The 25,111-nt window shown below is 45.2% G+C and carries 24 protein-coding genes; 8 read left to right on the top strand and 16 right to left on the bottom strand.

Features of this window, described 5'->3' with window-relative positions; all coding sequences use genetic code 11:
* Positions 1-5: 5 nt before the first annotated feature.
* The 4 genes from RQM65_RS18635 to RQM65_RS18620 all read left to right on the top strand — a co-directional run bounded on the left by RQM65_RS18635 (position 6) and on the right by RQM65_RS18620 (position 4,117).
* Positions 6-962 carry a CdaR family protein gene (locus tag RQM65_RS18635; RefSeq protein ID WP_314017193.1) on the top strand — a complete coding sequence of 319 codons (957 nt, stop codon included), beginning with the start codon at positions 6-8 and terminating at the stop codon, positions 960-962.
* Positions 959-1,546 carry a dephospho-CoA kinase gene (gene coaE / locus RQM65_RS18630; protein ID WP_314017192.1) on the top strand — a complete coding sequence of 196 codons (588 nt, stop codon included), beginning with the start codon at positions 959-961 and terminating at the stop codon, positions 1,544-1,546. The genes RQM65_RS18635 and coaE overlap by 4 nt, the downstream gene beginning before the upstream one ends.
* A 247-nt stretch (positions 1,547-1,793) precedes the next feature.
* Positions 1,794-3,374: a sensor histidine kinase gene (locus tag RQM65_RS18625; protein WP_314017191.1), complete on the top strand. Its 1,581-nt coding sequence runs from the start codon at positions 1,794-1,796 to the stop codon at positions 3,372-3,374.
* Positions 3,375-3,403: 29 nt separating this feature from the next.
* On the top strand, positions 3,404-4,117 hold the full coding sequence (locus tag RQM65_RS18620) for a response regulator transcription factor (RefSeq protein ID WP_314017189.1): 714 nt from the start codon (positions 3,404-3,406) through the stop codon (positions 4,115-4,117).
* A gap of 316 nt (positions 4,118-4,433) precedes the next feature.
* Here the strand turns inward: RQM65_RS18620 and RQM65_RS18615 are convergent, their stop codons facing one another.
* The 7 genes from RQM65_RS18615 to RQM65_RS18585 all read right to left on the bottom strand — a co-directional run bounded on the left by RQM65_RS18615 (position 4,434) and on the right by RQM65_RS18585 (position 10,655).
* A complete protein-coding gene (locus RQM65_RS18615; protein WP_314017188.1) occupies positions 4,434-4,928 on the bottom strand; it encodes a gluconokinase in 495 nt (164 codons plus the stop codon).
* Complete coding sequence (gene miaA, locus RQM65_RS18610; RefSeq protein WP_314017186.1) at positions 4,925-5,827, bottom strand: tRNA (adenosine(37)-N6)-dimethylallyltransferase MiaA; 903 nt, start codon at positions 5,825-5,827, stop codon at positions 4,925-4,927. Before miaA ends, RQM65_RS18615 begins: the two co-directional genes overlap by 4 nt.
* Entirely contained in the window at positions 5,827-6,675 is an 849-nt protein-coding gene (locus RQM65_RS18605; protein WP_314017184.1) for an ion transporter, read from the bottom strand. Before RQM65_RS18605 ends, miaA begins: the two co-directional genes overlap by 1 nt.
* Positions 6,676-6,678: 3 nt before the next feature.
* Complete coding sequence (locus RQM65_RS18600) at positions 6,679-8,046, bottom strand: exonuclease domain-containing protein (RefSeq protein ID WP_314017183.1); 1,368 nt, start codon at positions 8,044-8,046, stop codon at positions 6,679-6,681.
* A gap of 8 nt (positions 8,047-8,054) precedes the next feature.
* On the bottom strand, positions 8,055-8,708 hold the full coding sequence (locus RQM65_RS18595; protein ID WP_314017182.1) for a YggS family pyridoxal phosphate-dependent enzyme: 654 nt from the start codon (positions 8,706-8,708) through the stop codon (positions 8,055-8,057).
* A 20-nt stretch (positions 8,709-8,728) separates the two neighbouring features.
* Complete coding sequence (locus RQM65_RS18590; protein ID WP_314017180.1) at positions 8,729-9,619, bottom strand: 3-hydroxyacyl-CoA dehydrogenase family protein; 891 nt, start codon at positions 9,617-9,619, stop codon at positions 8,729-8,731.
* Between the two features lie 70 nt (positions 9,620-9,689).
* Entirely contained in the window at positions 9,690-10,655 is a 966-nt protein-coding gene (locus RQM65_RS18585) for a Gfo/Idh/MocA family protein (RefSeq protein WP_314017178.1), read from the bottom strand.
* 404 nt (positions 10,656-11,059) lie between these two features.
* On the opposite strand from RQM65_RS18585, the gene RQM65_RS18580 reads away from it, so the two are divergent.
* On the top strand, positions 11,060-11,701 hold the full coding sequence (locus RQM65_RS18580; RefSeq protein WP_314017176.1) for a protein-L-isoaspartate(D-aspartate) O-methyltransferase: 642 nt from the start codon (positions 11,060-11,062) through the stop codon (positions 11,699-11,701).
* On the opposite strand, the gene smpB is transcribed toward RQM65_RS18580, so the two are convergent.
* The 3 genes from smpB to RQM65_RS18565 form a co-directional block, all read right to left on the bottom strand.
* Positions 11,698-12,162, bottom strand: coding sequence for an SsrA-binding protein SmpB (gene smpB / locus RQM65_RS18575; RefSeq protein ID WP_314017174.1), 465 nt, complete (start codon positions 12,160-12,162; stop codon positions 11,698-11,700). The two genes, RQM65_RS18580 and smpB, sit on opposite strands and share 4 nt — an antisense overlap.
* Positions 12,163-12,247: 85 nt before the next feature.
* A complete protein-coding gene (locus RQM65_RS18570) occupies positions 12,248-12,709 on the bottom strand; it encodes an SRPBCC family protein (RefSeq protein WP_314017172.1) in 462 nt (153 codons plus the stop codon).
* Between the two features lie 88 nt (positions 12,710-12,797).
* Positions 12,798-13,349, bottom strand: coding sequence for a SixA phosphatase family protein (locus tag RQM65_RS18565; protein ID WP_314017170.1), 552 nt, complete (start codon positions 13,347-13,349; stop codon positions 12,798-12,800).
* A 101-nt stretch (positions 13,350-13,450) separates the two neighbouring features.
* Between RQM65_RS18565 and RQM65_RS18560 the strand changes: the two genes are divergently transcribed.
* Positions 13,451-14,926 (top strand): PorP/SprF family type IX secretion system membrane protein, encoded by a 1,476-nt coding sequence (locus tag RQM65_RS18560; protein WP_314017169.1) that lies wholly within the window; start codon positions 13,451-13,453, stop codon positions 14,924-14,926.
* A 21-nt stretch (positions 14,927-14,947) separates the two neighbouring features.
* Here the strand turns inward: RQM65_RS18560 and RQM65_RS18555 are convergent, their stop codons facing one another.
* Positions 14,948-15,544, bottom strand: a complete 597-nt coding sequence (locus RQM65_RS18555; protein ID WP_314017167.1) for a TetR/AcrR family transcriptional regulator — start codon at positions 15,542-15,544, stop codon at positions 14,948-14,950.
* 367 nt (positions 15,545-15,911) lie between these two features.
* Positions 15,912-18,512 carry an ATP-dependent chaperone ClpB gene (clpB, locus tag RQM65_RS18550; RefSeq protein ID WP_314017166.1) on the bottom strand — a complete coding sequence of 867 codons (2,601 nt, stop codon included), beginning with the start codon at positions 18,510-18,512 and terminating at the stop codon, positions 15,912-15,914.
* 292 nt (positions 18,513-18,804) lie between these two features.
* Between clpB and ytxJ the strand changes: the two genes are divergently transcribed.
* Positions 18,805-19,200, top strand: coding sequence for a bacillithiol system redox-active protein YtxJ (gene ytxJ / locus RQM65_RS18545; RefSeq protein WP_314017165.1), 396 nt, complete (start codon positions 18,805-18,807; stop codon positions 19,198-19,200).
* 219 nt (positions 19,201-19,419) lie between these two features.
* Complete coding sequence (gene glyA / locus RQM65_RS18540) at positions 19,420-20,694, top strand: serine hydroxymethyltransferase (protein WP_314017163.1); 1,275 nt, start codon at positions 19,420-19,422, stop codon at positions 20,692-20,694.
* Positions 20,695-20,802: 108 nt separating this feature from the next.
* Here the strand turns inward: glyA and RQM65_RS18535 are convergent, their stop codons facing one another.
* The 4 genes from RQM65_RS18535 to RQM65_RS18520 all read right to left on the bottom strand — a co-directional run bounded on the left by RQM65_RS18535 (position 20,803) and on the right by RQM65_RS18520 (position 24,980).
* Positions 20,803-21,456: a hypothetical protein gene (locus tag RQM65_RS18535; RefSeq protein ID WP_314017162.1), complete on the bottom strand. Its 654-nt coding sequence runs from the start codon at positions 21,454-21,456 to the stop codon at positions 20,803-20,805.
* A gap of 502 nt (positions 21,457-21,958) precedes the next feature.
* Complete coding sequence (locus RQM65_RS18530; RefSeq protein WP_314017161.1) at positions 21,959-22,630, bottom strand: response regulator; 672 nt, start codon at positions 22,628-22,630, stop codon at positions 21,959-21,961.
* Positions 22,631-22,648: 18 nt separating this feature from the next.
* On the bottom strand, positions 22,649-24,745 hold the full coding sequence (locus RQM65_RS18525; RefSeq protein WP_314017160.1) for a tetratricopeptide repeat-containing sensor histidine kinase: 2,097 nt from the start codon (positions 24,743-24,745) through the stop codon (positions 22,649-22,651).
* 76 nt (positions 24,746-24,821) lie between these two features.
* Positions 24,822-24,980 carry a hypothetical protein gene (locus RQM65_RS18520; RefSeq protein ID WP_314017158.1) on the bottom strand — a complete coding sequence of 53 codons (159 nt, stop codon included), beginning with the start codon at positions 24,978-24,980 and terminating at the stop codon, positions 24,822-24,824.
* Positions 24,981-25,111 lie beyond the last annotated feature (131 nt).

Raw genomic sequence — 25,111 nt, 5'->3', positions numbered from 1 at the left:
CAGCGATGATAAAGAACATAAAGCGAGTCCTAAAAAAAAGAAAGGCCAAGATATTCTTCGTATTTCTAGGGTGTTCTGCGACAATCTGGTTCATCAACGCCCTATCGCAGACCTATGTCGGTAACGCAGCCTTTGATCTGGAATATGTGAATTATCCCGAGGGATACCTCTATAAAGGCGCGTCTAAAAAAAATTTGGACGTGAAGTTGAGGGCCGGGGGATTCCAGTTTCTCGGCTTCAACTTTAAAAATAAAAGAGTCGAGATCGATGTCTCCGAGGCGGAGAAAAACGGTACTAGGTTCTACGTTCCCGAAAACCGCTATCGGTCCCAGATCGAAAAGCAGATGACCGGTTCGATGGCCTTGTTGGAAATAGAAGAAGATACCCTGTTTCTCAACCTGCTACCCGTAGTCACAAAAAAATTGCCTGTCAGGCCCCAGGTGAAAATCAATCTCGCCCAGAATTACCTGTTGGACGGTAAGGTCGGTATAACCCCCGATTCAATCACGGTAACGGGTCCGGCGGAAGAGATTGACAGTCTGACACATGTTCGGACCAAAGAAGTAACGCTTCCGGACCTCAATTCGGATTTTACCGAGGAGTTGGGTCTTTTTAAGTCGCCCCGGCTGGAGAATACCACTTATTCCAGTAACCAGGTTACCCTTAGCGGTAAAATCGCCCGTTTCTCGGAAAAAATATTCGAGGTACCCGTCACGGTCGTCAACCTCCCGAGCGATCTGGAGATAAAGACGTTTCCTGCCAAGATAGCCGTGGTAACCAAGGCGAAAATGCAACGGCTCAAAGAACTCAGAGAATCCGATTTCGAGGTGGTTATAGATTACAAGACCAAAAAAAGTGATACTTCGGAAAAATTATCGGTAGCGTTGCGTAAAAAGCCCAAAGGTTTGCACAGTGTTAAGCTGAAGGAGACCGAAGTGGAATATATCATAAAGAAGAAATGAGATATGTGGGACTGACCGGTGGGATAGGCAGCGGCAAGACTACCGTAGCTCGCCTATTCACAGAACTTGGAGTTCCGGTCTATAATTCAGATAATCGGGCCAAAGAGCTAATGGAAAGTTCGCCACAGATAAAAAGAGCGCTGAAAGCACTTTTCGGAAAACAGGCCTATACAGAAAAAGGATTGAACAAGGCTTTTATCTCCGAACAGGTGTTCAACGATGAATCCCTTTTGAAAAAGTTGAATTCCATAGTCCATCCCGCAGTACGAAAGGATTTTTTGGCATGGACCGAAATCCAAGATACGGAGTATGTCATTCAAGAGGCCGCTATTATCTTTGAGATTGGTACAGCAGATTTTTACGATCAGATTATCTTGGTGATCGCGCCCGAAAATATACGCAAAGAGCGCGTTATGAAAAGGAAACCGGAAACGTCTCTGGCAAGTATCGAGGCGCGAATGCAGAATCAATGGAAAGATGAACGAAAAATCGATGTCTCCGACTACGTTATCCAAAACCTCGATCTAAAAGACACCGAACAACAAGTTTTGGACATACATCGGGACCTTCTTAAAAACGGGTGATTTTCGTAATTTTAACATTTCTGTTAAGGTTTGGTTAAACACTCCGATTGCTAATGTTAAATCTTTAATTTTACGAATATCGACTGGCAGGGCGGCGAGGCCTTGATGGCAGTAAAATAGCTGATTTTCGGTAGTTTGAGGTAGAAAATCTTACGTAAGTACCACTGCGTTTGGCCGCCGCAATGTAGCGCATGTTGACAAACATATGGCTTGGGCCGGTCAATACAGGCCTTACACAACACGATACATGAACAAGAGGTTATTTGTGCTGTTGGTGGTGTTGATGAGTCTCTCCTTGATAGGAATAATTTCGGTACAGGTCTTTTGGATCAGGCAATCGGTAGAGGACAAGGAGGAGCAATTTACCACTACGGTTTCAGAAGTATTACATACTGTTTCGGAAAAAATAGAGGAGCGGGAACGAAAGGATTATTTTGACCGCTACATCAATATAAAGGATAGCGTTGGCGAGCCCAAAAGTTCGCATCTCAAGGATATTTTTTTCATTGACCGGGACATTAATTCCAATGAAATCAGATTCTATTCCCACGGTATCCTGGAAGAGGATTACAATATCGCATCGACGTTCTTTGACAATGACAGTGCCCAGGATACGACCACCATTAAAGGGTATACCAGCAAGCGTACCAAGACCATCTATAAAGAGGATTTTGGACTTGACGGGGAAACGTATCAGTTGACCGCCTTTCAAAAGCTCGAAAAAATTGGGGGACTTTCCTCCGTTGAAAAAGCTGCCTTTGAGGACGTTTTCAGCGAATTCGCTAAAAAAGTTCCGATACACAAAAGGGTGAGTAAACAGGAAATCGAGCTGCTTTTGGACAGGGAATTGCAAAACCGAAACTTGAACCTTGACTTCGAGTACGGGGTATATAGCAGGGGACTACCCACAAAAGTAAAGTCTAGGGAATTTAAGTTCAATGAAAACTCATTATATAAAACACCTGTTTTCAAGGATAGTGAAGGGTACAGCAATTATTCGTTGTTGATTACCTTTCCAAAAAAGAAGCGATTTTTGATGGGTTCCATCATGGGCTTGGCTATTTTATCCCTATTGTTTACACTAGTTATCGTGGCCTCCTATGCTGGGGCCATTTATCAACTGATACGGCAGAAACAGATTGCCGAGATAAAGTCCGATTTTATAAACAATATGACCCATGAGTTTAAAACGCCGATCGCCACCATAAATTTGGCAGTAGAGGCCATACGCAATCCCAAGATAATTGTTGACCATGAGAAAGTGCAGCGCTATCTGAGTATGATTCGGGATGAGAATAAGCGGATGCACGCCCAAGTTGAAAATGTATTGCGTATATCAAAATTGGAAAAAAACCAGTTGGACATCAGTAAAGACCGGGTAGATGTACACAATATCATCCATGATGCCATCGCCCATGTAGAGCTCATCGTTGCGGATCGTGGAGGGTATATAGAATCGCACCTCGATGCGGAACGCAGTGAAGTCGTGGCGAACGAAATGCACTTTACCAATGTTCTGGTCAATATTATGGACAATGCCATAAAATACTCCCCCGAGGCACCGCACATTGATATTTTTACCGAGACGGCCAAGAATAGCATTATCATAAAGATACAGGACCAGGGAGCTGGAATGAGCAAAGCGGTCGTTAAAAAGGTGTTTGAGAAATTTTATCGCGAGCATACGGGAGACTTGCATAATGTTAAGGGACATGGGCTGGGATTGGCCTATGTAAAAAAAATTATAGACGATCATCAGGGCGAGGTCTATGCAGAAAGTGAGAAAGGAAAAGGAAGCACTTTCTATGTAAAATTGCCTTTAATCTGAAGCCCATAAGGCTTCATTAATATATTACTATGGATACAGCAAATAAGAAAATACTTTTGGTAGAGGACGATCCCAATTTTGGAATTGTACTCAAAGATTACCTGTCAATGAACGACTTTGACGTTACCTTGGCAAAAAATGGAATGGAGGGATTCGAGAAGTTCAAAAAGGACAATTTCGATATCTGTATCCTGGACGTTATGATGCCCTACAAAGACGGATTTACCCTGGCCCGGGAAATCCGCGAAAAGAACGAGCATGTGCCCATCGTGTTTCTTACTGCCAAAACCATGAAAGAAGATGTTCTTAAAGGCTATAAGGCAGGTGCCGACGATTACTTGAACAAACCTTTTGATTCCGAGGTCTTGCTGATGAAAATAAAGGCTATCCTCCAAAGAAAATCTTCCAATTCGTTGGCCGAAAGCAAAAAATTCGAGTTCGATTTGGGCAACTTCCATTTGAATTCCAAATTACGTTTTTTAAAATATAAAGATCAAGAGCCGATCAAACTATCCCCAAAGGAGAACGAACTCTTGCGTTTATTGGCACTTCACGAAAACGATCTGATGCCTAGGGAACTGGCATTGACCAAAATCTGGCGGGATGATAATTACTTCACCTCCAGAAGTATGGATGTTTATATCGCTAAGCTTCGAAAATATCTGAAAATTGACGATGACGTAGAGATTCTCAACATTCATGGCGAGGGCTTCAGATTGGTGGTAAAAGAAGATCAGAAATAGAGAGACACTCTGGTAGTTTGGCCAGAATTATACCGTACGCTACAACGTGCGGGTTCTTCAACGGAACAAATCTTAGATAGTATTACAATGAGTTCTGTGAGTGCAGTACAATGGGGCCGGTTCTTTTACGAACTGGTCCTTTTTCTGTTTCCTGCAGGGGCAAAGCCTTTTTCTTAACACCGGTATCAACCTTGGTAGCACCGGTAAGCAAAATATCAGGTAGCATTCGGTCAAATGCCGATTTGATGGTTCACGGTGATCGGAATTTTATCTTCCCTTGAAAAGCGCTTTATGGCAAGCTCGAGCCTAAAAAATTCTAATCCAATCTTTTTAAAATTTTGGAAACTATTTCTGAGGGGGTGGCATCGATAGATACAGAGATAGAGTGTTCCGGAACTTGGAGGGCTTCAAATTGCGAACGTAAAAGTTCGGCCGGCATAAAATGTCCTTTCCGTTGTGATAGTCGATTTGATATGAGGTCATAGGACCCTTCCAGATAAATAAATTTTGCGCTGCCGACGTCTTGCCGAAGCTGGTTTCTATATTTGGACTTTAGTGCGGAACAGGCAATGACCCCGCCTTGACTTTCCTGTCGTTTTGCCAGATCGTTTAGCCGTTTTAGCCAATCTTTACGGTCTTGGTCGTTGAGGGGATGTCCTTGCTCCATTTTTCGAACATTGGCCTCGGGATGATAGTTGTCGCCATCGAAAAAGGGCATCCCCAATTTTTCAGCGAGTAACTTCCCTATTGTCGTCTTCCCTGAGCCCGATACCCCCATGACGAAGAATATAGATTCGATCGGTTTCATCATATCTCATTTTCTATTTTGAAAAGGAGGTCATCCGTCGCGATATCGTGTGCGACCCAAAGAATGTCCTCGTTTTTGTCGAGCCAGGTCATCTGGCGTTTGGCAAATCGACGGGTGTTTTTCTTTATTTCTGAAATGGCAAAATCCAATGTCCACTTCCCCTCCAAATATCTAAAGAGTTCCTTGTACCCGACCGTTTGAAGGGCATTTAGGTCCTTGAATTGCTGCAATGGCTTGACTTCCTCCACCAACCCCTCGGCAATCATTTTATCCACCCTGGTATTAATCCGCTCGTAAACCAGTTGCCGGTCCGCTTTTAAGCCAAGGCGTATGGTTCGGAACGGTCTTGGCTCCTTGGGCTTGGCCAAAAAAGAGGAGTAAGGTTTTCCCGTACCTAGACAGATTTCCAAGGCCCGTATCAAGCGGTGGGGGTTTGATCGATCAACCTTTTCAAAATATTTGGGATCAGAAGCCTCTAGTCGTTCCTGAAGGATCCCGATTCCCTGTTCGGCATATTCTTCATTTAAGCGTGCCCGTATGTCCGGGTCGATTTTAGGAAACTTGTCCAATCCCTTAATTACGGCATCATTGTACAGGCCGCTGCCCCCAACCATAACCACTACGTCATGCTCCCTAAAAAGTTTTTCGAGGAGTTGCAGCGCATCCCTTTCAAAATCCCCTACGGAATAGGAATCAAAAATACGCTTGTGCTGGATAAAATGATGCGTTACGGTCTGGAGTTCCTCCGAATCGGGCACGGCAGTTCCGATTTTCATTTCTTGGTAGAACTGTCGGGAATCCGAAGAAATGATTTCCGTACCAAAATGCCGGGCAAGGGAAATCGCCATTGCGGTTTTTCCTATAGCCGTGGGACCTGCGACCGATAGCAGTAATTTCTCCATTATAGTTGACTTCCGCAATTGTAGCAGTATTTGGCATCGCCTCGATGCCCTTCTTTTGAACAGGTTGTACAGGCCTGGGTGTTTACGTGTACGTACTTTTCGCTGTCTGGCGCTGCAGTTGCGCCTTTGCGTTTGCCCATTTCTACAGTAACGATGCCCGTAGGTACGGCGATAATACCATAACCAAGGAGCATGATCAAGGTGGCGATAAGCTGTCCTGGTGGCGTAATCGGGGCTATATCTCCGTAGCCCACGGTAGTCAAGGTAACGATCGTCCAGTAAATACTGGTAGGGATACTTGTAAACCCGGCCTCTTCACCTTCCACCAAAAACATCACCGTGCCCAATATCACGGCCACTATTAAAACGGCAAATAGAAAAACGGTTATTTTTTCCCGACTGGCCTTTAGGGCATTTTTGAGTAGGGAAGCCTCCCCCAGAAATCGGACTAGTTTTAGGATTCGAAATATACGGAGCAATCGAAAGGCTCTCAGGGCCAAAAGCGCTTGGGAGCCGGCAAAGATGTAAGAAAGATATAACGGTATTGTGGATAGGAAATCCACAATACCGTAAAAGCTGAATACGTACTTCAACGGTTTTCTAATGGTAACGATACGTGCGATATATTCAATAGTAAAAAGAATGGTTACTAACCATTCCATAATGAACAGGGCCCTGTGATAGGTGGCATCGATCCATTTGACACTTTCGAGCATAACCAGCAGCACGCTGATGATGATGAGAACGAACAACAAGATGTCGAACCATTTACCCATTGGGGTATCGGCCTCGTAAATAATCTCGTGGACTTTATTTCTCCAGCCCTTCTGCGGTTTGGTACTTGACACAACTTAAGCGCTTAATTGTAAAATCTTAGAGGCTTTTCCCTTTCGGAGATAGGTTTCAATGATATGTTCGGTAACCTCGTTGCCCGTCATGGGGGTGATGATAGATTCCAAAATATGCGTATTGTTGATTTGATGGTTCAGGTCGTAATAGCCTAGACCTTTGAAATGGCCGTTCTTAACAAGTATGGCGCTATGTTCGCCCACTTCGCGGCCCTTATCGACAATCACTATATTTTTGTCACCAAGGGAATATTTTTTGATGGCTTGGAAAACTTTTTGATTGTATTTTTTGGGACTTTCTTTTTGAAGGCACGCCCCGGCACAGGCGTCGGAGCCGCAGCCTTTACCGTTTAAATCGGGTTTGATATGGCCGTTAAGCTTATGGCATAGGCCGAACTCGTTGGATAGTCGGCGAATAAAGTTTTCAGCGGCAACCGCGCTGTTAAATGCGGCGAAGCTCCCGTTTTTACGGCTGATTTTTTTTATTTTCAGTATGAAGTAGCCATTCTCATCGGTCTCAGTACAAATGCCATGGGAAAAATTCACTGTGGGTCCTTTGCGATTGAACTTAGGTCGATTTCTGCGTAGTTCTTCGTTCTCCTTCAACTGGGCCACCAATTCGCTGCCGGTTCTTTCGTAAGTGACCTTTTTGGTGGCTTTCTGCAATTTACGGCCCGGGGTGCCATTTTTTGTAAAATGCTGATTGACCCTTTTTTTCATATTGTTGCTTTTGCCCAAGAAAATAATTTCGCCGTCCTTATCGTGCATGTAGTACACTCCGGTTTCAGAAGGTATCGACTCCACGATGTCCAACTGGCGGTCGGATAGCTCCCCGTGCTCCTCTTTTCGAATCGTTTCTTTAAGGATGGTCTTTCCCGTGTCTTTAGAGAGCAGGATTTTGAACAACTTGAGCGTGGCTAGGGCATCTCCATTGGCGCGGTGACGGTCGCTGACCGCAATGCCCAGGGAGCGTACCAATTTTCCCAAACTGTGCGAGTCCGCTTCGGGAATCAGCGTTTTAGAGAGGTCTACCGTACATAGGGTCTTCCTTTCGAAGTTGTAGCCCAGACGGCGGAATTCGGTACGTAGAATTCGATAGTCGAATTGGGCGTTGTGGGCTACAAGTACCGCGTCTCTGGTAATCTCGACGATACGTTTGGCTACTTCATGGAATTTTGGGGCGGAACGGAGCATTTTGTTATTGATGCCGGTGAGTTTGACAACAAAGGGTTGAATCTCTTTTTCCGGGTTCACAAGACTGATAAACTGGTCTACCACCTGATGGCCGTCGAATTTATGGATGGCGATTTCGGTGATGCCCTCTTCGTTGTATTTCCCTCCCGTTGTTTCTATATCGAGTATGGCGTACATGTTACTAGTTATTTTCTCGCCCCAAAGATACTACTTCCTATGCGTACCATGGTGCTCCCTTCCTCGATAGCGATCTTATAATCCCCGCTCATACCCATGGATAGGGTATCGATTTCTGGAAGTTGTTTTTTCAAACGGTCGAAATGGGATTTTAATTGTTTGAATTCCCGTCGGACCTGGTTTTCATCATCGGTAAACGTGGCCATGCCCATCAGGCCCTTAACCCTGACATTTTTAAATTTTTGAAAAGCTTCGGAGGTTACGATTTCATGTAGCTCTTTCGTATCCAATCCGAACTTGGTGTCTTCCTCGGCGATATGCATCTGAAGAAGGCAGTCAACCTTTCTATCGGCCTTTTTCGCTCTTTTGTTTATTTCTTTTAGCAACCGGAAACTGTCTACCCCGTGGATGAAGTCAACAAAATCGATCATGTGTTTCACCTTGTTGCGCTGAACATGACCGATCATGTGCCACTGGATGTCCTTAGGCAAATGTTCCCATTTTTCGACCATTTCCTGTACCCTGTTTTCGCCCAGAATACGTTGACCCGCATCGTATGCCTCTTGGATGTCGCTTTCCGGTTTGGTTTTGGATACGGCTACCAGGGTTACGTGGCCGGGAAGTGAGCTTTTTATTTTTTTTAGATTTTTTTCAATTGACATGTCTGTTGTTTATAACTTGACTAGTTCAAGAATCTTTCACTGACTTGTTCCGCTTTGCGGGATGATGCATAATCATAAAACCCTTCTCCCGATTTGACCCCCAGTTTTCCGGCCGTGACCATATTGACGAGTAGGGGGCAAGGGGCGTATTTAGGATTTTTGAGTCCCTCGTACATCACGTTCAAAATGGATAGACAAACGTCGAGTCCGATAAAATCCGCCAATTGAAGGGGGCCCATCGGATGCGCCATCCCGAGCTTCATGACCGTATCGATTTCGGAGACGCCCGCAACTCCGTGATAGAGGCTCTCTATGGCCTCATTGATCATCGGCATCAAAATTCGGTTGGCGACAAAACCCGGATAATCGTTGACTTGGGTCGGTGTCTTTCCCAATTCTTTCGACACGTTCATGACGGTCTGTGTGGTATCATCCGAGGTGCTGTACCCCCGAATGATCTCGACCAATTGCATAATGGGGACGGGATTCATAAAATGCATGCCGATGACCTTGTCCGGCCGTTGGGTGGCCGCCGCAATCTGGGTGATGGAAATGGAGGAGGTGTTCGTAGCCAAGATCGTATCCGTGGGACATGATTGTTCCAGTTCCTTGAAAATATCCAGTTTAACCTTTAGGTTTTCCGATGCCGCTTCTACCACAAGGTCCGTATCCGCAACCCCTTCAGGAATTGAGGTGAACAAGGTTATATTTTCAAGGGTGTCGGATTTCAGCGTTTGATCTGTTTTTCCTTTTGCGAGCATACGGTCCAGGTTTTTGGAGATATTCGCCAGGCCTTTATCCAAGGCCTTTTGCGAAATGTCGATGAGGCGTACGCTAAATCCGTTCTGGGCGAAAACATGGGCTATTCCATTGCCCATGGTCCCTGCGCCGATTACTGCGATATTCTTCATTGCATATGAATTCTTAGGTTGCATTGTTAAAATTCCCCGATTCTCTGTGTCGGCCGCTGCACGTTCCGTTCTATTTCCCAAAGGCTTCGATAACCTCCAATGCCACTTTCAGGGCTCGGGTTCCCTGTGCCAAGCTGACTATCGGTTCGGTATCGTTGTTTATGGCGTCGGCAAAAGTCTCCAGCTCGTCAAGAATGGCGTTGTTACTTTGAACATCGGGATTCTCGAAGTAGATCTGTTTTTTTACTCCTTCCGCATTCTGTAAGATCATATCAAAATCGCCTTCCTTCTCCGGGGCATCCTTCATTTTGACGACTTCCACCTTTTTTTCCAGAAAATCCACGGAAATATAGGCATCCCTTTGAAAAAAACGGGATTTGCGCATCTGCTTTAAAGAAATGCGACTGGCCGTCAGGTTGGCCACACATCCGTTTTCGAATTCGATACGGGCATTCGCAATATCGGGGGAATTGCTGATGACCGATACCCCGCTGGCGTTGATCTGTTTCACAGGGGATTCGACAACGCTCAAAATGGCGTCGATATCATGAATCATGAGGTCCAACACTACGGGGACATCGGTGCCCCGTGGATTGAATTCCGCCAGTCGATGTGCCTCGATGAACATGGGACGGTGAATCTGTTGCTTTACCGCCGAGAAAGCAGGATTGAACCGCTCTACATGCCCGACTTGACCCTTGACTCCAAATTCCTTCTGGAGTTCAAGTAGCTGTTCTGCCTCCTGATAGGTTGTGGTAATCGGTTTCTCGATAAAAATATGCTTGCCTTTCCCTATGGCTTTTTTGGCACAATCGAAATGCGCTAGGGTAGGGGTTACAATATCGACCACCTCTACCGTATCGATCAGTTCATCAATATCCCCATAAAAAGGATAGCCAAATTCCTCGGCCACCTTACGCCCGTGTCCGGCATCGGCATCATGGAACCCGACCAGTGTATATTTGCTTGAGGCATCGAGCAAACGCAAGTGTATTTTTCCCAAGTGTCCCGCGCCAATTACTCCAACTTTAAGCATAAATTTCCGTTTGTTCAAAAATAAGGATAGTTTGGCAGACAGGCCGCGAGAGGAATTAATTTAGTTGGCGTTATCATTGCTTCTAGGAAAATGCTCGTACTATTTAATTTGACGAAAAGAAGAAAAGAAGAAAAGACGAAAGGAAAAAGGAACAAAGATTGTTGGAGACAAAAGGGTGATTAGGCATTGGGCTGCCTTATGGGATATGTAGGAAAGTCAGTCGTTGCGGCAGGATCTTACGATTACCCAAAAATTTCGTGGCAGAACCATTTAGATCATGCGTTTATCAGGTTGAAGGTTTATGGGATTGTAGCTATAAGGGTTTAAAAGCAACAGCAAGGCTGTTATGATAAATTTGTGAATTGGATTTATTGGAACTAACTTCGTGAACCAAAACCAGACCAGTGAAGGATACTTTGAAACATCGGGGAATGCGCAACAAATTGGCCGACACGCTCATTGAAAAAGGCATATCCGATAAAAATACGCTTGATGCCATCCGTACGGTTCCCCGGCACCTGTTCATGGACAGTGGTTTCGAGGGTCATGCGTATCAGGACAAAGCTTTTCCGATTGCCGCTGACCAGACGATTTCTCAACCTTATACGGTTGCCTTCCAGACCCAATTGTTGGAGGTGAAACCCGGTCAAAAGATTTTGGAAATTGGGACTGGAAGCGGATACCAGACCGCAGTGTTACTCCAATTAAAAGTTAACGTGTACACGATCGAACGTCAACTAGAACTCTTTAAAAAAACGAAAATATTCTTCTCGAAATTAGGCTATCGTCCTAAAAAGAAAATATTCGGCGATGGCTACAAAGGACTTCCCGAAGAGGCACCCTTTGACGGTATCGTAGTTACCGCTGGTGCTCCCGATGTGCCCAAGACCCTCTTATCACAGCTAAAAGTAGGCGGCCGTTTGGTCATACCCGTAGGTACCGACGACCAGATTATGACCCTATTTATTAGGAAATCTGAAAAGGAGTTCGAGAAAAAAGAGTTTGGATCTTTTCGTTTTGTGCCGCTATTGGCGGACAAAAATTAAGCATTAAAACTTTTCTTTATCCGGGCGAGGTTTCGCTTGCTGTCCCTGTCCTTTATCGTCTCTCTTTTATCGTAGAGTTTCTTACCCTTGGCCAGCGCGATCCTTATTTTGGCCAGGCCCCGGTCATTGATAAATAGATTGAGGGGTACGATGGTCAATCCCGATGTGGTTACCTCTTTCCTCAATTTTTTCAGTTCCCGTCGATGCATCAATAGTTTCCGTTCCGCCTTGGGCCTATGGTTGAAATGGTAGGCGTGGGAATATTCATCCACCTGCATATTGATAACAAAAAGTTCGCCCTTATCGTTAAACTCGCAGAAACTTTGGGCGATTGAGGCCTTGCCCTCTCGAATGGATTTTATTTCCGTACCTGCCAGAACTATTCCGGCTACATAGGTGTCCAGCAACTCATATTCGAATTTTGCCTTTTTATTCTTAATGTTGATGTTTTTCTTGACCATCCTACAAAAATACAGGTTGTTGCGGAATTTGAAAAGGTTCAGCCGTATGGAATGCCAATGAAGAAAACATACGGCGAAGGTCGCACTATCCTTCCGATGTCAAGTAGCGTTCCAGTCTATCGAACGCGGCATCCCATCCTTTGTAGAAACCCTCACCTTTTTGCTGTTGGCAGTAGGCTACGGTCGGGTGGAGGATGTGCAGCTTTACATGGGTTTTGCTCCCGTCTTCCTCGAATAAGAGTTTCAGTACCACTCCTATGGTCATAGGTTTAAAGTCCGCCGAAGTCACTAGCTTTTTGTTCGGGACAATGTCGGCATAGGTGCCATCGGATACAAAAGTATTTCCATCAGGCTTCTCGACGGTAAACCGCCATCCTCCCCCGATGTTAAAATCGTGTTTGACGATGTTGGTCTTCATGCCTTCGGGCCCCCACCACTTCACAATGTGTTCGGGTTTGGTCCAGTACTCCCAAACCGATTGTACCGGAGCCGGCATCGTTTTTGTTATTGAAAGGGTGCGTTCTGAAGTGTTCTCCTTTGTTTCCATTCTCAACAATTTTGGTATCCATTGGGATATTCAAGGTACTGTAAAAAATGGTATTTACCGTTTATCCAAAGCAGTAATTGCCGTCGTTTTATTCCAAACAGTTACAATCCAAGTGCAAACGTTGAGGAATGGCCTTCCCATTGATTACCTGTACGATAAATAGACTTCCATTATCGCTATCGTCCATTTCGGAAAAGACATCTTCCCCAATCATTTGATTGACTAAATTTGGGGTGGTATTGCTATGCCCGACGACGAGAACGGTATTTCCTAAGTTGTCGGCCTTGAATTGTTCGACGTTGATGGTCTCGGGATCATAATATTGAACGGTAATATCATTTTTTACCGAAGCAGGGGCCGCTGTCATGGCCGTGCGTTCAAAATCGGTAGTATAAATGGCATTCAACCGGACATCGCGAAGCACTTCGGCCCAGTGCATCGCCCTGCCCAATCCCTTCTGGTTGAGCTCGGGATCGACGTCTTCGGGGTCGGACCTATCTTTTTCGGCATGGCGTATAAAATAGAAGGTAGAAATTGGGACTTCGACGTTAGAATTTTGCTCGATTTTCGGATCATCCTTGCAACTTGTCGATAATATCAGCAGTTGAACGATAATAATACGAAATATGAAGCGTTGCATAGATAGCGATGTGTTTGGTGGAAAACTCTTGCATAAATGTTAACCAAATTTAGACAAAAAAAGTATGTTAGACTACTTGTTTTTTGTCTTAAAGTATTGAAATGAACCGACCTATATTTACCTTGTTCCTGATTTTGCTTTTCTCGGGAATACATGGGCAACAAAAGCGATTGCCCACCGATTTACGACAGCACAACCTGACTACGTTTAATGCCAGCTTATTCAATCCTACTTTTTCCGTGGGGCGGAACAATCCCGAATCCGTCGCATTTTGGACGCGATGGCAGTGGCAGGACATCGATGCGAACCCCTCTACCTTGTTCTTAAACTATACCAAGTCCCTCAATGATAAATCGGCCGTTGGGGCAGGTTTTTTTCAGCATAACACGGGTATTTTTTTTAAAACGGGAGCTGCAGTGAACTATGCATACGCCTTTGAGTTCAGTCCAAAAGTGAGACTTGCCGTGGGCGCGAACCTGTTCGGATTCGTCCAAAAACTGGCGGACGACCGATTTCAGGTCGACCCCAATCTACCTTTGCCGATGCCCACCGAGACCAATGATTTCATCTTACAGATGGCACCGGGCGTCAATTTGGAGGTACATCGACTTAGCCTAAGCCTGACGTCCGAAAATTTGATGGATTACAATTTTACCGTCCGGGAAGGAAATACCGCTACCTCGGATAAGGTCTTAATGTCAATGCTGTCTTATGACTTTCCGGTTTCCCCGGGAAATGCAAATAACGCCTTTTTAAGACCATCGGTTTATCTTAGGACCCATCCCGAACAATCGGACCAGATCGGATTCTATGCCCTATTAAATACGGATGGATATTATGGACAAATAGGATATAACAATTTCTATGGTTATGCCTTCGGTGCGGGCTTCACCTTCTTTAAACGGGTGACCGTCGGGGCCTTGATGGAAATAGGTGTGGATGCGTCCATTCAAAAGGATACTTCGTTCGAACTGATGGCATCCTACTTTTTGGGTAGTCCCGATGAACGCCATCAAATGGTCGGTCACGACATTGATGGCACGGAAGGGAATCCCCTGAAAGAGATAGAGGATAAACTTGAAAAGGATAAAAAAACAGTCCCCGTAGAAGCCGAAATTGCGGAACAGATCCGTAAGAGGGACTCCCTCGTTAAAATGGAGCAAGCGGAAGCGACAGCCCTGAAACAAGAACGGCAACGTAGGATAGATTCCGTGGCCCAGGTCCGAGCGGTAGCCATTCAAAAAGCGCGTAAGAAGGATGTCGAAACCAATCAAGAGGAAGCCGTAACACCTCGAACGGGGGAGAAATATCAGGAAGTGCAAACGGCGGACGGCCTGCCCCCCGGTTATTATCTAATCACCAATGTATTCGGCACCAAAAAGTACTTCGATGCCTTTATGGCTGATTTACGGAAGAAAGGACTTCGACCGAAATCGTTCCGACACGGTGAGCACAACTATAGGTACGTGTACCTACAGCGGTATAATTTGATCAAGGAGGCCCGAAGGGCAAGGGATTCCAACTACGGTGGTAAGTATCTCGGAAAAACCTGGATTTTTCGGGTGGTCAGGGATTAAATCGGTTCAATGACAAGTGTTCTATCGTTTGAGTTCCTTTTTGATCAGCACCTCTAGGTAAGTGACCGTGTTGACAAGATATTTACGGTCACGGGTCATGGTGGACATCGCCACCGCGCCCTGAATAATCGTCAGCATCTGTTTGGCAAACTGCAACGGGGTCACTGGCAGCTTGAGTTCGCCTTTTTTCGTCCCGTTTTCCAACACTAGGGCAATCTTTCCTTCGATTTCTTTTAGCGCCTCACGATTTGCGGCGGAAAGCAACCGGTTGATTCCCTGCGCATCGACCCCGGTGTTTAAAATTGGACATCCCCCCATATCTTTGGTAAAGACATCGTAATTCCGGTAGAAATCCGTAAGGCTAAAAATTTTGTCCACCGCCGTGCCCTCGGCTGCCAGGACTTCGTCAATTTTTGTCAACAAACGCTTGCTGTTGTATTCGTAGGCCGATAGCGCCAGGGCTTCCTTGTTTTCAAAGTTGCCATAAATAGCGCCTTTAGTGAGCCCTGTGGCATCGGTCAAGTCGCTCATGCTTGTTCCGATATAACCTTGTTGGTTGAAAACGGGCGCAACGGTCTCTATGATATAGGCCGTGGTCCTTTCAGCTTTTGTTGACATGGCAGCGGTATTTTTATACGAAGATAAAAAAACTATATACTGTATGGTATAAATCAGGGAAAAAGTTCATCCGTAAATCCGGTTTTAGCACCGTCTAATCAAAAAACGCGTAGGTGCCGATACCTAAAAAAGCATCTAGCAAAACGCGTTTTATAAACAACTATCCTTTATTTCAACTGGAGCCAAGAGCCAAAATCCAAGTCACTTACCCGGACGGTTGGTCCTTCAGACCAACGACATCCTTCATCTATGATTCCGGTTACCATGGTACCATCACGGTCTTTTCTTCATCATCCTTCTGTACTTCATCCAATCTCTAACGTCTTACGTCCAACGACTAAAGGCCAACGACAACCGTCCAACGGGCCTATTCCACCAGTTCATCTTGGTTCCGGAACACCAAGGCATCATCGAAAGAGTCGATCAAGACGATGCTCTCTGCGGAAATATCCCCTTTAAGCAGTTCTTTCGACAGGTTGTTCAGCACTTCTTTTTGAATGACCCGCTTGATCGGTCGCGCCCCATACTGAGGATCGTAACCTCTTTCCGCTAGGTATGCGATTGCCTCCTCCGTCGCATCGATCGTGATATGCTGCTTGGCCAACATCTGTTTTAGCTGGTCGAGCTGCAGTTTTACGATTTCGGTAATGTTCTCCCTGCTCAACGGGGTAAACATGATGATGTCGTCGATTCGGTTCAGAAATTCCGGACGTATGGTTTTGCGCAGTAAGCCGAGTACCTCGACGCGGGCGGCTTCTGTAGCGCTGTAAATATCATCGCTATCCTCGAATTTCTCCTGGATAATATGGCTGCCCATATTGCTGGTCATAATGATGATGGTATTCTTAAAATCCGCCACCCGACCCTTATTGTCCGTCAACCGTCCTTCATCCAGTACCTGCAACAAGATATTAAAGGTGTCCGGATGTGCCTTTTCGATCTCATCCAATAACACGACGGAGTAGGGGCGTCGCCGTACCGCCTCGGTCAACTGTCCGCCTTCATCATAACCTACGTATCCCGGAGGTGCTCCGACCAATCGGCTGACCGAATGCCGTTCTTGATATTCGCTCATATCGATTCGGGTCATGGCGTTTTCATCATCGAAAAGGTAGGCCGCCAGAGTCTTGGCGAGTTCGGTCTTCCCGACCCCGGTAGACCCCAAGAAGAGAAAGGAGCCTATGGGCCTTTTGGCGTCCTGCAGTCCCGCCCGACTTCTTCGGATAGCGTCCGAAACAGCCTGAATGGCCTCTTCCTGCCCCACGACCCGTTTGTGCAGTACGTTTTCGAGCTGGAGGAGTTTCTCGCGCTCGCTCTGCAGCATTTTAGTGACGGGTATGCCCGTCCATTTCGCGACTACCTCTGCGATATCCTCATTCGTGACCTCTTCCTTGATCAAAGTCTCGCCCTCTTGCTGTTCCTGTAGTTCTTGTTGCAGTTTCTCGAGGGATTCCTGGGCTTCCTTGATTTTTCCGTAGCGCAATTCGGCCACTTGTCCGTAGTCCCCATTGCGTTCGGCGCGTTCGGCTTCCTGTTTGAACTCCTCGATATCCTGCTTGGTCTTTTGGATGTTGTCCACCACGGACTTTTCGCTCTCCCATTTCGCGAAAATCTCGTTCCGCTCTTCTTTCAGGTTCGCAAGATCTATGTTGAGCGACTTCATCTTGGCTTGATCATCTTCGCGTTTGATCGCTTCGAGCTCGATTTCAAGCTGCATGATCTTACGGTCGAGAACGTCGAGTTGCTCTGGCTTGGAATTGATTTCCATTCGCAGCTTCGAGGCGGCCTCATCGATCAGATCAATGGCCTTGTCCGGCAAAAATCTGTCGGTAATGTAGCGCTGCGAAAGTTCGACGGCAGCGATAACGGCCTCGTCCATAATTCGGACTTTATGATGTGCCTCGTACTTTTCCTTGATTCCGCGAAGTATTGAAATGGCACTCTCGGTATCTGGCTCCAGCACGTTCACCTTTTGAAAACGGCGCTCCAAGGCTTTGTCCTTTTCAAAGTATTTCTGGTATTCGTCCAACGTAGTGGCTCCGATAGCACGAAGGTCGCCCCTCGCCAAGGCGGGCTTCAGGATATTGGCCGCATCCATGGCTCCCTGGCCACCTCCGGCGCCCACTAGGGTATGAATCTCATCGATAAAAAGCACGATATCCCCGTCGGATGACGTGACTTCCTTTATAACGGACTTCAAGCGTTCCTCAAATTCCCCTTTGTATTTGGCTCCCGCGATCAGTGCTCCCATATCAAGGGAATAAATAATCTTGTCCTTTAGGTTTTCAGGCACATCGCCCTGCACGATCCGGTGTGCAAGGCCTTCCGCAATGGCAGTTTTACCCGTACCCGGCTCGCCAACGAGCATCGGGTTGTTCTTGGTTCTTCTGGATAAAATCTGAAGAATACGGCGGATTTCTTCGTCCCGTCCAATAACTGGATCTAACTTGCCCGTGTCCGCCAACCGGTTCAGGTTCTGGGCATATTTTTCTAGGGAGTTGTATGTTTCCTCGGCACTTTGGGAGGTGACTTTTCCTCCACCACGCAGTTCTGAAATAGCGGACTTCAAATCTTTTTCGGTAGCACCTTGGTCCTTCAGAATCTGTGCAATCTTACTTTTTGATTTTAGAATGGCCAGCAACAAATGTTCGATGGAGACATAATCATCTTCCATTTTTTTGGCGATGATGCTCGCCTCGTTCACCGTTTTTCCGGCTTCGCGGGAAAGCATGATGTCGCCACCGGACACCTTGGGGAAGCTTTGTAGCTCCTTATCCAAAATTTGCTGTAACAGCCCCACGTTGATATTTAATTTCTTAAGGATAAAAGGAAGCACGTTCTCGTCCACCTCCCAAATGGACTTGAAGAGATGTTCGTTTTCAATCTGTTGATGGCCCAGACTTTGCGCTAGCTGCTGGGCCTGCTGCAAAGCCTCCTGGGATTTGATGGTATAATTATTTGGGTTCATATCGTCTATATTATCATGTTATAATGTCTATTTTTGGAGAGGATAGGTCAACAACCCTACCAAATCGGCAAACGGACAAAATGGCGGATAAATGCAATGGGAATAGGACATTTCGGCAGTTTTATATTTAAATTTGAGTCCGTCTTCCTGATTACAACGGGCTATTTACATTCGTTTTTAACTAGGGTCGGCTTAACGCTCCAGATTTTACCCGACAAGGTCGACCTGGGTAAAAGTTTGAGTTCCGACCTCTAATTTTACAGAACATATACCTTAACCATAAAATTAAAGAATGGGTCTCTTCAATAGTATCTTTGGAAGTAAAAAAAATAACGGAAATGCTACCGGAAGGCAGCTACCTTGGATTCCGCTGACCTCTTTGGAACAAGTGGATGATATCGCGAAGAAATCGGCTTCCCGAACACAAATCATTTTTAAGCATTCCACTACCTGTGGGATAAGCCGGATGGTGCTGAACAGGTTTGAGAAAAATCCCTTGCTAAAAGAGGGTGGCCTGGACCTCTATTTTTTAGACCTTCATCAACATCGCGAGCTATCCAATAAAATCGCCCAAAGATTTCAGGTCCTGCATCAGTCACCTCAACTACTGGTGATCAAAGAGGGGCGGGCGGTCGACCATGGATCCCATGGGGGGATTACCACTATTCCGTTGAAGGACTATCTGTAGTGGTACTTTCTCCGTTTTCAATAGTTTAATTGACCGAACTGGCAATAACCAGGTTTAATTTTGCCAGTTGGCGGACATGGAGGTCACTAATTATCTTAGCGGGATGGGATGATATGGTCGTTACTCAGTTGAACGTTTTTTTCTGTGCTTGATTCGAGTTTCGGATGAAACCCATCATTTCAATTCGTACTTTTGCAATTCATTTAACTAAAAATCCTTATGCCACGCGACACAGAAATTTTTGATTTAATAGCCGAAGAAAAGGAACGACAACGCAACGGAATCGAGCTGATCGCCTCCGAAAATTTTACGAGTCCCCAGGTCATGGAAGCTGCGGGATCGGTGTTGACCAACAAATATGCGGAAGGCTATCCCGGGAAGCGCTACTACGGGGGGTGTGAGGTGGTGGACAAAATCGAACAGTTGGCCATCGATCGGGCCAAGGCACTCTTTGGAGCGGAATATGCCAACGTGCAGCCCCATTCCGGATCTCAGGCCAATGCATCGGTCTACCATGCTTGTTTGCAACCGGGGGATAAAATCCTGGGTTTTGATTTATCGCACGGCGGACACCTGACCCACGGATCCCCCGTTAATTTTTCGGGGAGGCTTTATAAACCGGTCTTCTACGGGGTGAATAGAGAGACAGGTCGTTTGGATTACGATTCCATTCAGGAAATCGCTACCAGAGAAAAGCCAAAGATGATCATTGCAGGGGCCTCGGCCTATTCCCGGGATATGGACTTTAAGCGTTTCCGGGAGATTGCCGACAGCGTTGATGCCCTATTGCTGGCGGACATCGCCCACCCGGCGGGACTGATTGCCAAAGGAATTCTCAACGATCCGGTTCCCCATTGCCATATTGTAACAACGACCACCCATAAAACCTTAAGGGGACCGCGGGGGGGACTCATTGTTATGGGGAAGGATTTCGACAATCCGTTCGGTCAGAAGCTGAAGAATGGAAAGTTGAAAAAAATGTCCAGCTTGCTGAATCTGGCCGTGTTTCCTGGAAATCAGGGTGGGCCTCTAGAGCATATTATCGCCGCCAAGGCCATCGCTTTCGGGGAAGCACTGTCCGACGATTTTTTACAATATATGCTTCAGGTCAAGAAAAATGCCGCAGCCATGGCCGCCGCTTTTGTCGCCAAGGGTTATCAGATTATTTCCGGGGGAACGGACAACCATATGATGTTGATCGATCTTAGAAATAAGGATATCACAGGAAAGGATGCCGAAAAAATCTTGGTAGAGGCCGATATCACGGCGAATAAAAACATGGTACCCTTTGATGACAAGTCCCCCTTCGTAACTTCGGGTATCCGTTTTGGCACCGCCGCTATCACTACCCGGGGCCTCAAAGAAAATGATATGAAGACCATTGTAGATTTGGTCGACGCAGTTTTAACCCACCCTGAAGATGGGGCTGTGATAAAAAGAACCAAGGAAAGCGTCAATCAATTGATGGAAGGACGAGCGTTGTTCAATTTCTAAAATCTACGGAGTTCCTAATAATGAATAAAAAACCTGCTTGGGTTACCAAGCAGGTTTTATCTTTTGAGAAAGCCCGCGTCGAAGTTTTCTTCTATAGTCTCTTGTCTCTTATTGATTAAGCATAATCAAATCACCCCTTTCAATGCTGGATTTTTTAAGGTTGTAAATTACCGCATCTTCCTCGGATTCACAGTACAGGCCCCAATATCTAAAGTAATCTTTGCGTGACGGATTTCTGGTTTTGATACTTGGACTTGAAACATCCTTGACTAGAGAACCCTCTTCGAAAACGGGGATATAGATTTCATACGGGGTCTCGGTCAATCCATTGCTAAAATGGACATAATGTTTTCCGAGTTGGGTAAAAATCTGTTCCAGTTGCTCCCCGATACTATTATGGTAAATCTTGGTTATAACAATGGTGGTATCCTTAAAGAGGAAGGTAACTTCCTCCGCATCGATTTGAACATCGTTTTTCTTTATTAAACCATCTATCAGAGCGATAAAAGAATTGTTGCCCTGCGCAAAATCGCCCCAAGTGCCCTTGGTAAAGTGAAATAGCATCTCTACGAGGCTTAGGTTGCAATCCAGTTCAATGGCCAATTTCACGGATTCGCTCATGTCTGCATAATTGCGGACGCTGACGTTGGAAAAAAAATGTCTTTCGAGGTGGTTCGTAAAGGTTTTCAGACCTTCGATTTTCAAGTCCTTATTAAAACCTTCGGGCGGATTATTCTCAAAACTATCGTAATATAGTGCCATATACGTGGATCGTGGAGGTTTAGTTTATCAACAAATGTAAGCGGTATAATCACCTACCACACAAAGAAAATCCACAGAAAAACGGGGGTTTTTTGCAATTTCAGACCTATTTTAAATGTAATGTGCTTTTAATCAATATGTTAAAATTATAGAGGATGGCTTGATCAATAAAATTGCCTACGGATTTAACTGCGGTGCAACGACCGTGAAATCGTAGTAAGTAAAGGGTCAAGAGGCAAAAAGGAATTGGCAAGAACTTAAACAAAAAGGCCAGGTTTCAACCATGCAACAACTTATCCATTCAATTGATTAAACATTGCCAAACTTTCAATAAACGCATCAATTGTTGGAACAAGTTCGTAGTCACAGGCTAACGGACCGGGCAACGAAGATAACTACCGCCATCTCAACGCTTGAAGCCCCTCCTCAAAATTTATGGGACGATACCTCGATACCGCCCTTGGTTCACCGAGATCGTAACCGTCCATTGACTTCCTCAACTTTAGATAAATCCACGTTTTCTAGCTTGTTCGATTAGGGCGAAGTCGTTCCCGTCCTCCACTCCCAACATGATTTTCAATTGACGTTTCCTGTTTTCTACGGTAGTACTTGCAGCAGCGACGATGTCCGAGATGTCCTTTGTTTTGGTACCGATTGACAATTGATATAGGATTTTTTTGTCCCGTTCATCGATTTGCTCCTCGTTGGCCATTTTTCTACGGATGGCCTGTAGGGCCGCCGCGGTGTAGTATGGAGGCTTGTCAAGCACCGTTCTCACCATGGTTTGCAGGGTTTTTTGATCTACCTCTGATTTGACCATGTATCCGTCCGGATTCACGTTCTTTAGAATGTTATTGATGCGGTAGCTATCACTGAAGGAGGAGAGAAAGACAACTTTTGAACTGGGAGAAATCTCTCTTACAAGAAGGCCGAGGTCTTCCCCGGTGCGTTCTTCCTTGGCACTTTCAGGAAACATTTGAATATCCAAAAGAATAATATCGTAGGGCAATCGCTTGGCGGAACTTTCTATTTCAGTCTTGCCGGCCTCATAGCTGGGGGCGGTATGTACCACCACTTCAAAATTTTCGAAGGTAGTGGCCTCGAGGGTATATTTGTAACCGAGAACAATCATCTCATGGTCGTCGACAGCAAGTATGCGTATCAAGTCGCTCATAACTCTATTTCTTCGTTTTTACGATTCCTGTATCGGCGGACTGCGTCTAACACTCGAAGATTCGGGATGTTCGATTTTTGGTATCGGAATATATAGGCTAACGGTGGTGCCCTTTCCAATAGTACTATCGACACGCCAATTTCCGTTCAATTTTTCTATCCGCGATGCAATATTACGCATACCGATTCCTTTTTTCTTATGCGTCTTTCGGAATCCTTTTCCATCATCGGCAATGGTGACCTGCAGATCTGAATGTCGCGTTGCAAAGGTAACGGTAACGTTGTTGCACTGTGCATGCTTAACGCAATTTTGCAGGGTCTCTTGAATCATACGATAGACATTGATCTTGATTTCCCCGTTTAGGGAGTCCCATTCCCATTCCTTATTGTACACTAAACGGCAATTGATATTCGCCCTTTGTTCTACCGATTTTAATAAATCTTGCAAAGAAAGAATAAAGTTATTAATTTTTTGGTAAGCAGTATGACTTAAAGCATGAGAAATTTCCCGCACCTCCTTTTCTGCACCCTGTAGGGCGTCTAATGCCTTTTGGCGCTGTGCTTCGGCCTCGCTTCCATTTTTTTTGTTTAGGCCGGCAAGCACCATGCGGGCACCCATCATGCTGCCCAGTACGCCATCGTGAAGCTCTTCGGATATTCGTTTTTGTTCCGATTTTCTGCCTTCTTCCTCTTTTTGTTTTTGGGCGAGCATCAAATTGAAAATTTCTTGGTTGGCCGCTTGTTGCTCTTGTTGAAAGCGTAATTTTTGATTTTTTGAGCGTTGATTGAAAATTACGACGGCCGATGCCCCGAGTAGGAAAATCGCGATGGCGATACCCGCCCATAACTGTTTCTCGCTTTCCAGCATTTGGTTTTCGGCGATGTATTCGTCCGTTTCGAAACGGATACGGGCAAATTTGTTGCGCGTCTGTCGTTCTTCTTCCTGTAAACTGTCATTTAGGACGATGTAACGTCGATTGTAGCTGAATGAATTTTCAGGGTCCAGCCTACTTAGTAGTTTAAGGGTTCTTAAGATACGCTCATTGTTGTCAACGAACTCGGCATACCGCAGCGCATTTTTTGCATGTGATATAGCAACGGTCGTATCGCTTTGGCTTAAGTGGTATTCCGCCAAGTCGTGGTGGCTGAGAGAGAGTCCAGTGATGTCATTTAAGCTATCCCTAATTTTTAATGCTTCTAGGAATTCGGATCTAACCTTTTCGGTATTTCCGGATTTCATTTTGCTATAGGCATGATTATTTAGTGTCCTGGCATAGAATTTAGGCATTCTTTCACGTAGTCCGTTTTCACTCAAAACCTTTTCAAAGTATGGCAATGCTTTATCGTATTCTCCTTTTGTTAGATATACATAGCCGATATTGTTAAGGGTAATCAGTTCCAAATCGTGTTTCCCCGCTATCTTTTCTTGATATTCCAAAGCTGTGTTAAAATAATCAATGGCGCGATCATAATCATTCAATTCCGTCGTTACAGACCCTAAATTATTGTAAGAATTAAATAATTGCCTGTAATTCTGCAACGGCTTCAGTAGCTCAATGGCATTAATCGTCGAAATCTCGCTGCCCGTATAGTCCTTTACATCAGACTGGGCTATCGCCATATTGTTGAGCATTGTTGCGGATTCGTTTATTTTGCCGATATCCGTATAAATTTTATGTGCGGTTAAATAATGAAAATAAGCACTGTCTTCTACTGCTATGGTTTTATAGAATTCTGCTAGGTCCCAGTGCGCCTCGGCTAGACTGGTACTGTCTCCAATCTTGCCCGCCATATTTCGCGTCTTGGAGTTAGTCTTTCTAAAATTTAACGAATCGTTTAGCTTTAGGTAGGCCAGCGATAATTGGGAAAAGACCTTTGTTTTGGTGGAATCGTTTTCAAGACTGGAGATTTCCGAAAAGACTTCTGAAAGTCTTTTTTTTCTTTCTTCCACGGATAGTTCGGTATTTCGTCCCTCTTGGATCAATGTATAAAGGGAATCCAGTTCCGAACTCTTGGTTACTACTTTGCGCTGCTCTGAACCGCATGACCAACTGAATAACAGGCCGAAGCAAAGCAATCGGACTATATTCTGATTTATGAGGTGGAACGACAGCATTGAGAGAATAATTTATAAAAAAAGGCCTTAAAGTGAATTTAAGGCCAAGATAATTGAAAAATATGTGATTTTAAGTTTATTCTCTTTGAGTCGTTTCGTTATGGGCTCGGTCAGTGGCATCGATTTGTACATCATAGAGCGCATCGTTTTCGTCCACTTTAGTTTCCGATTCACACGAAGCGAAAAGTCCAACACTCATTACCATTACCGCGAAAATACTTGCTACTTTTTTCATTTTGAAAAGTTTAGGGGGTTATTATGCTTTTTTGCTACTGCTAAAGTAGTATCAAAAGTCCTCAAACGGATAGCGATAAAATGAAATATGGGTGAGCGTACCGATTCTATGAGTAAGTGCACCGGTTCTGT

It is taken from the genome of Pricia mediterranea (genome assembly GCF_032248455.1).
GTDB classification, from domain to species: Bacteria; Bacteroidota; Bacteroidia; order Flavobacteriales; family Flavobacteriaceae; genus Pricia; species Pricia mediterranea.
The sequence above is the reverse complement of the archived record's forward strand: the minus strand, read 5'-3'. Positions and strand labels throughout refer to the sequence as shown.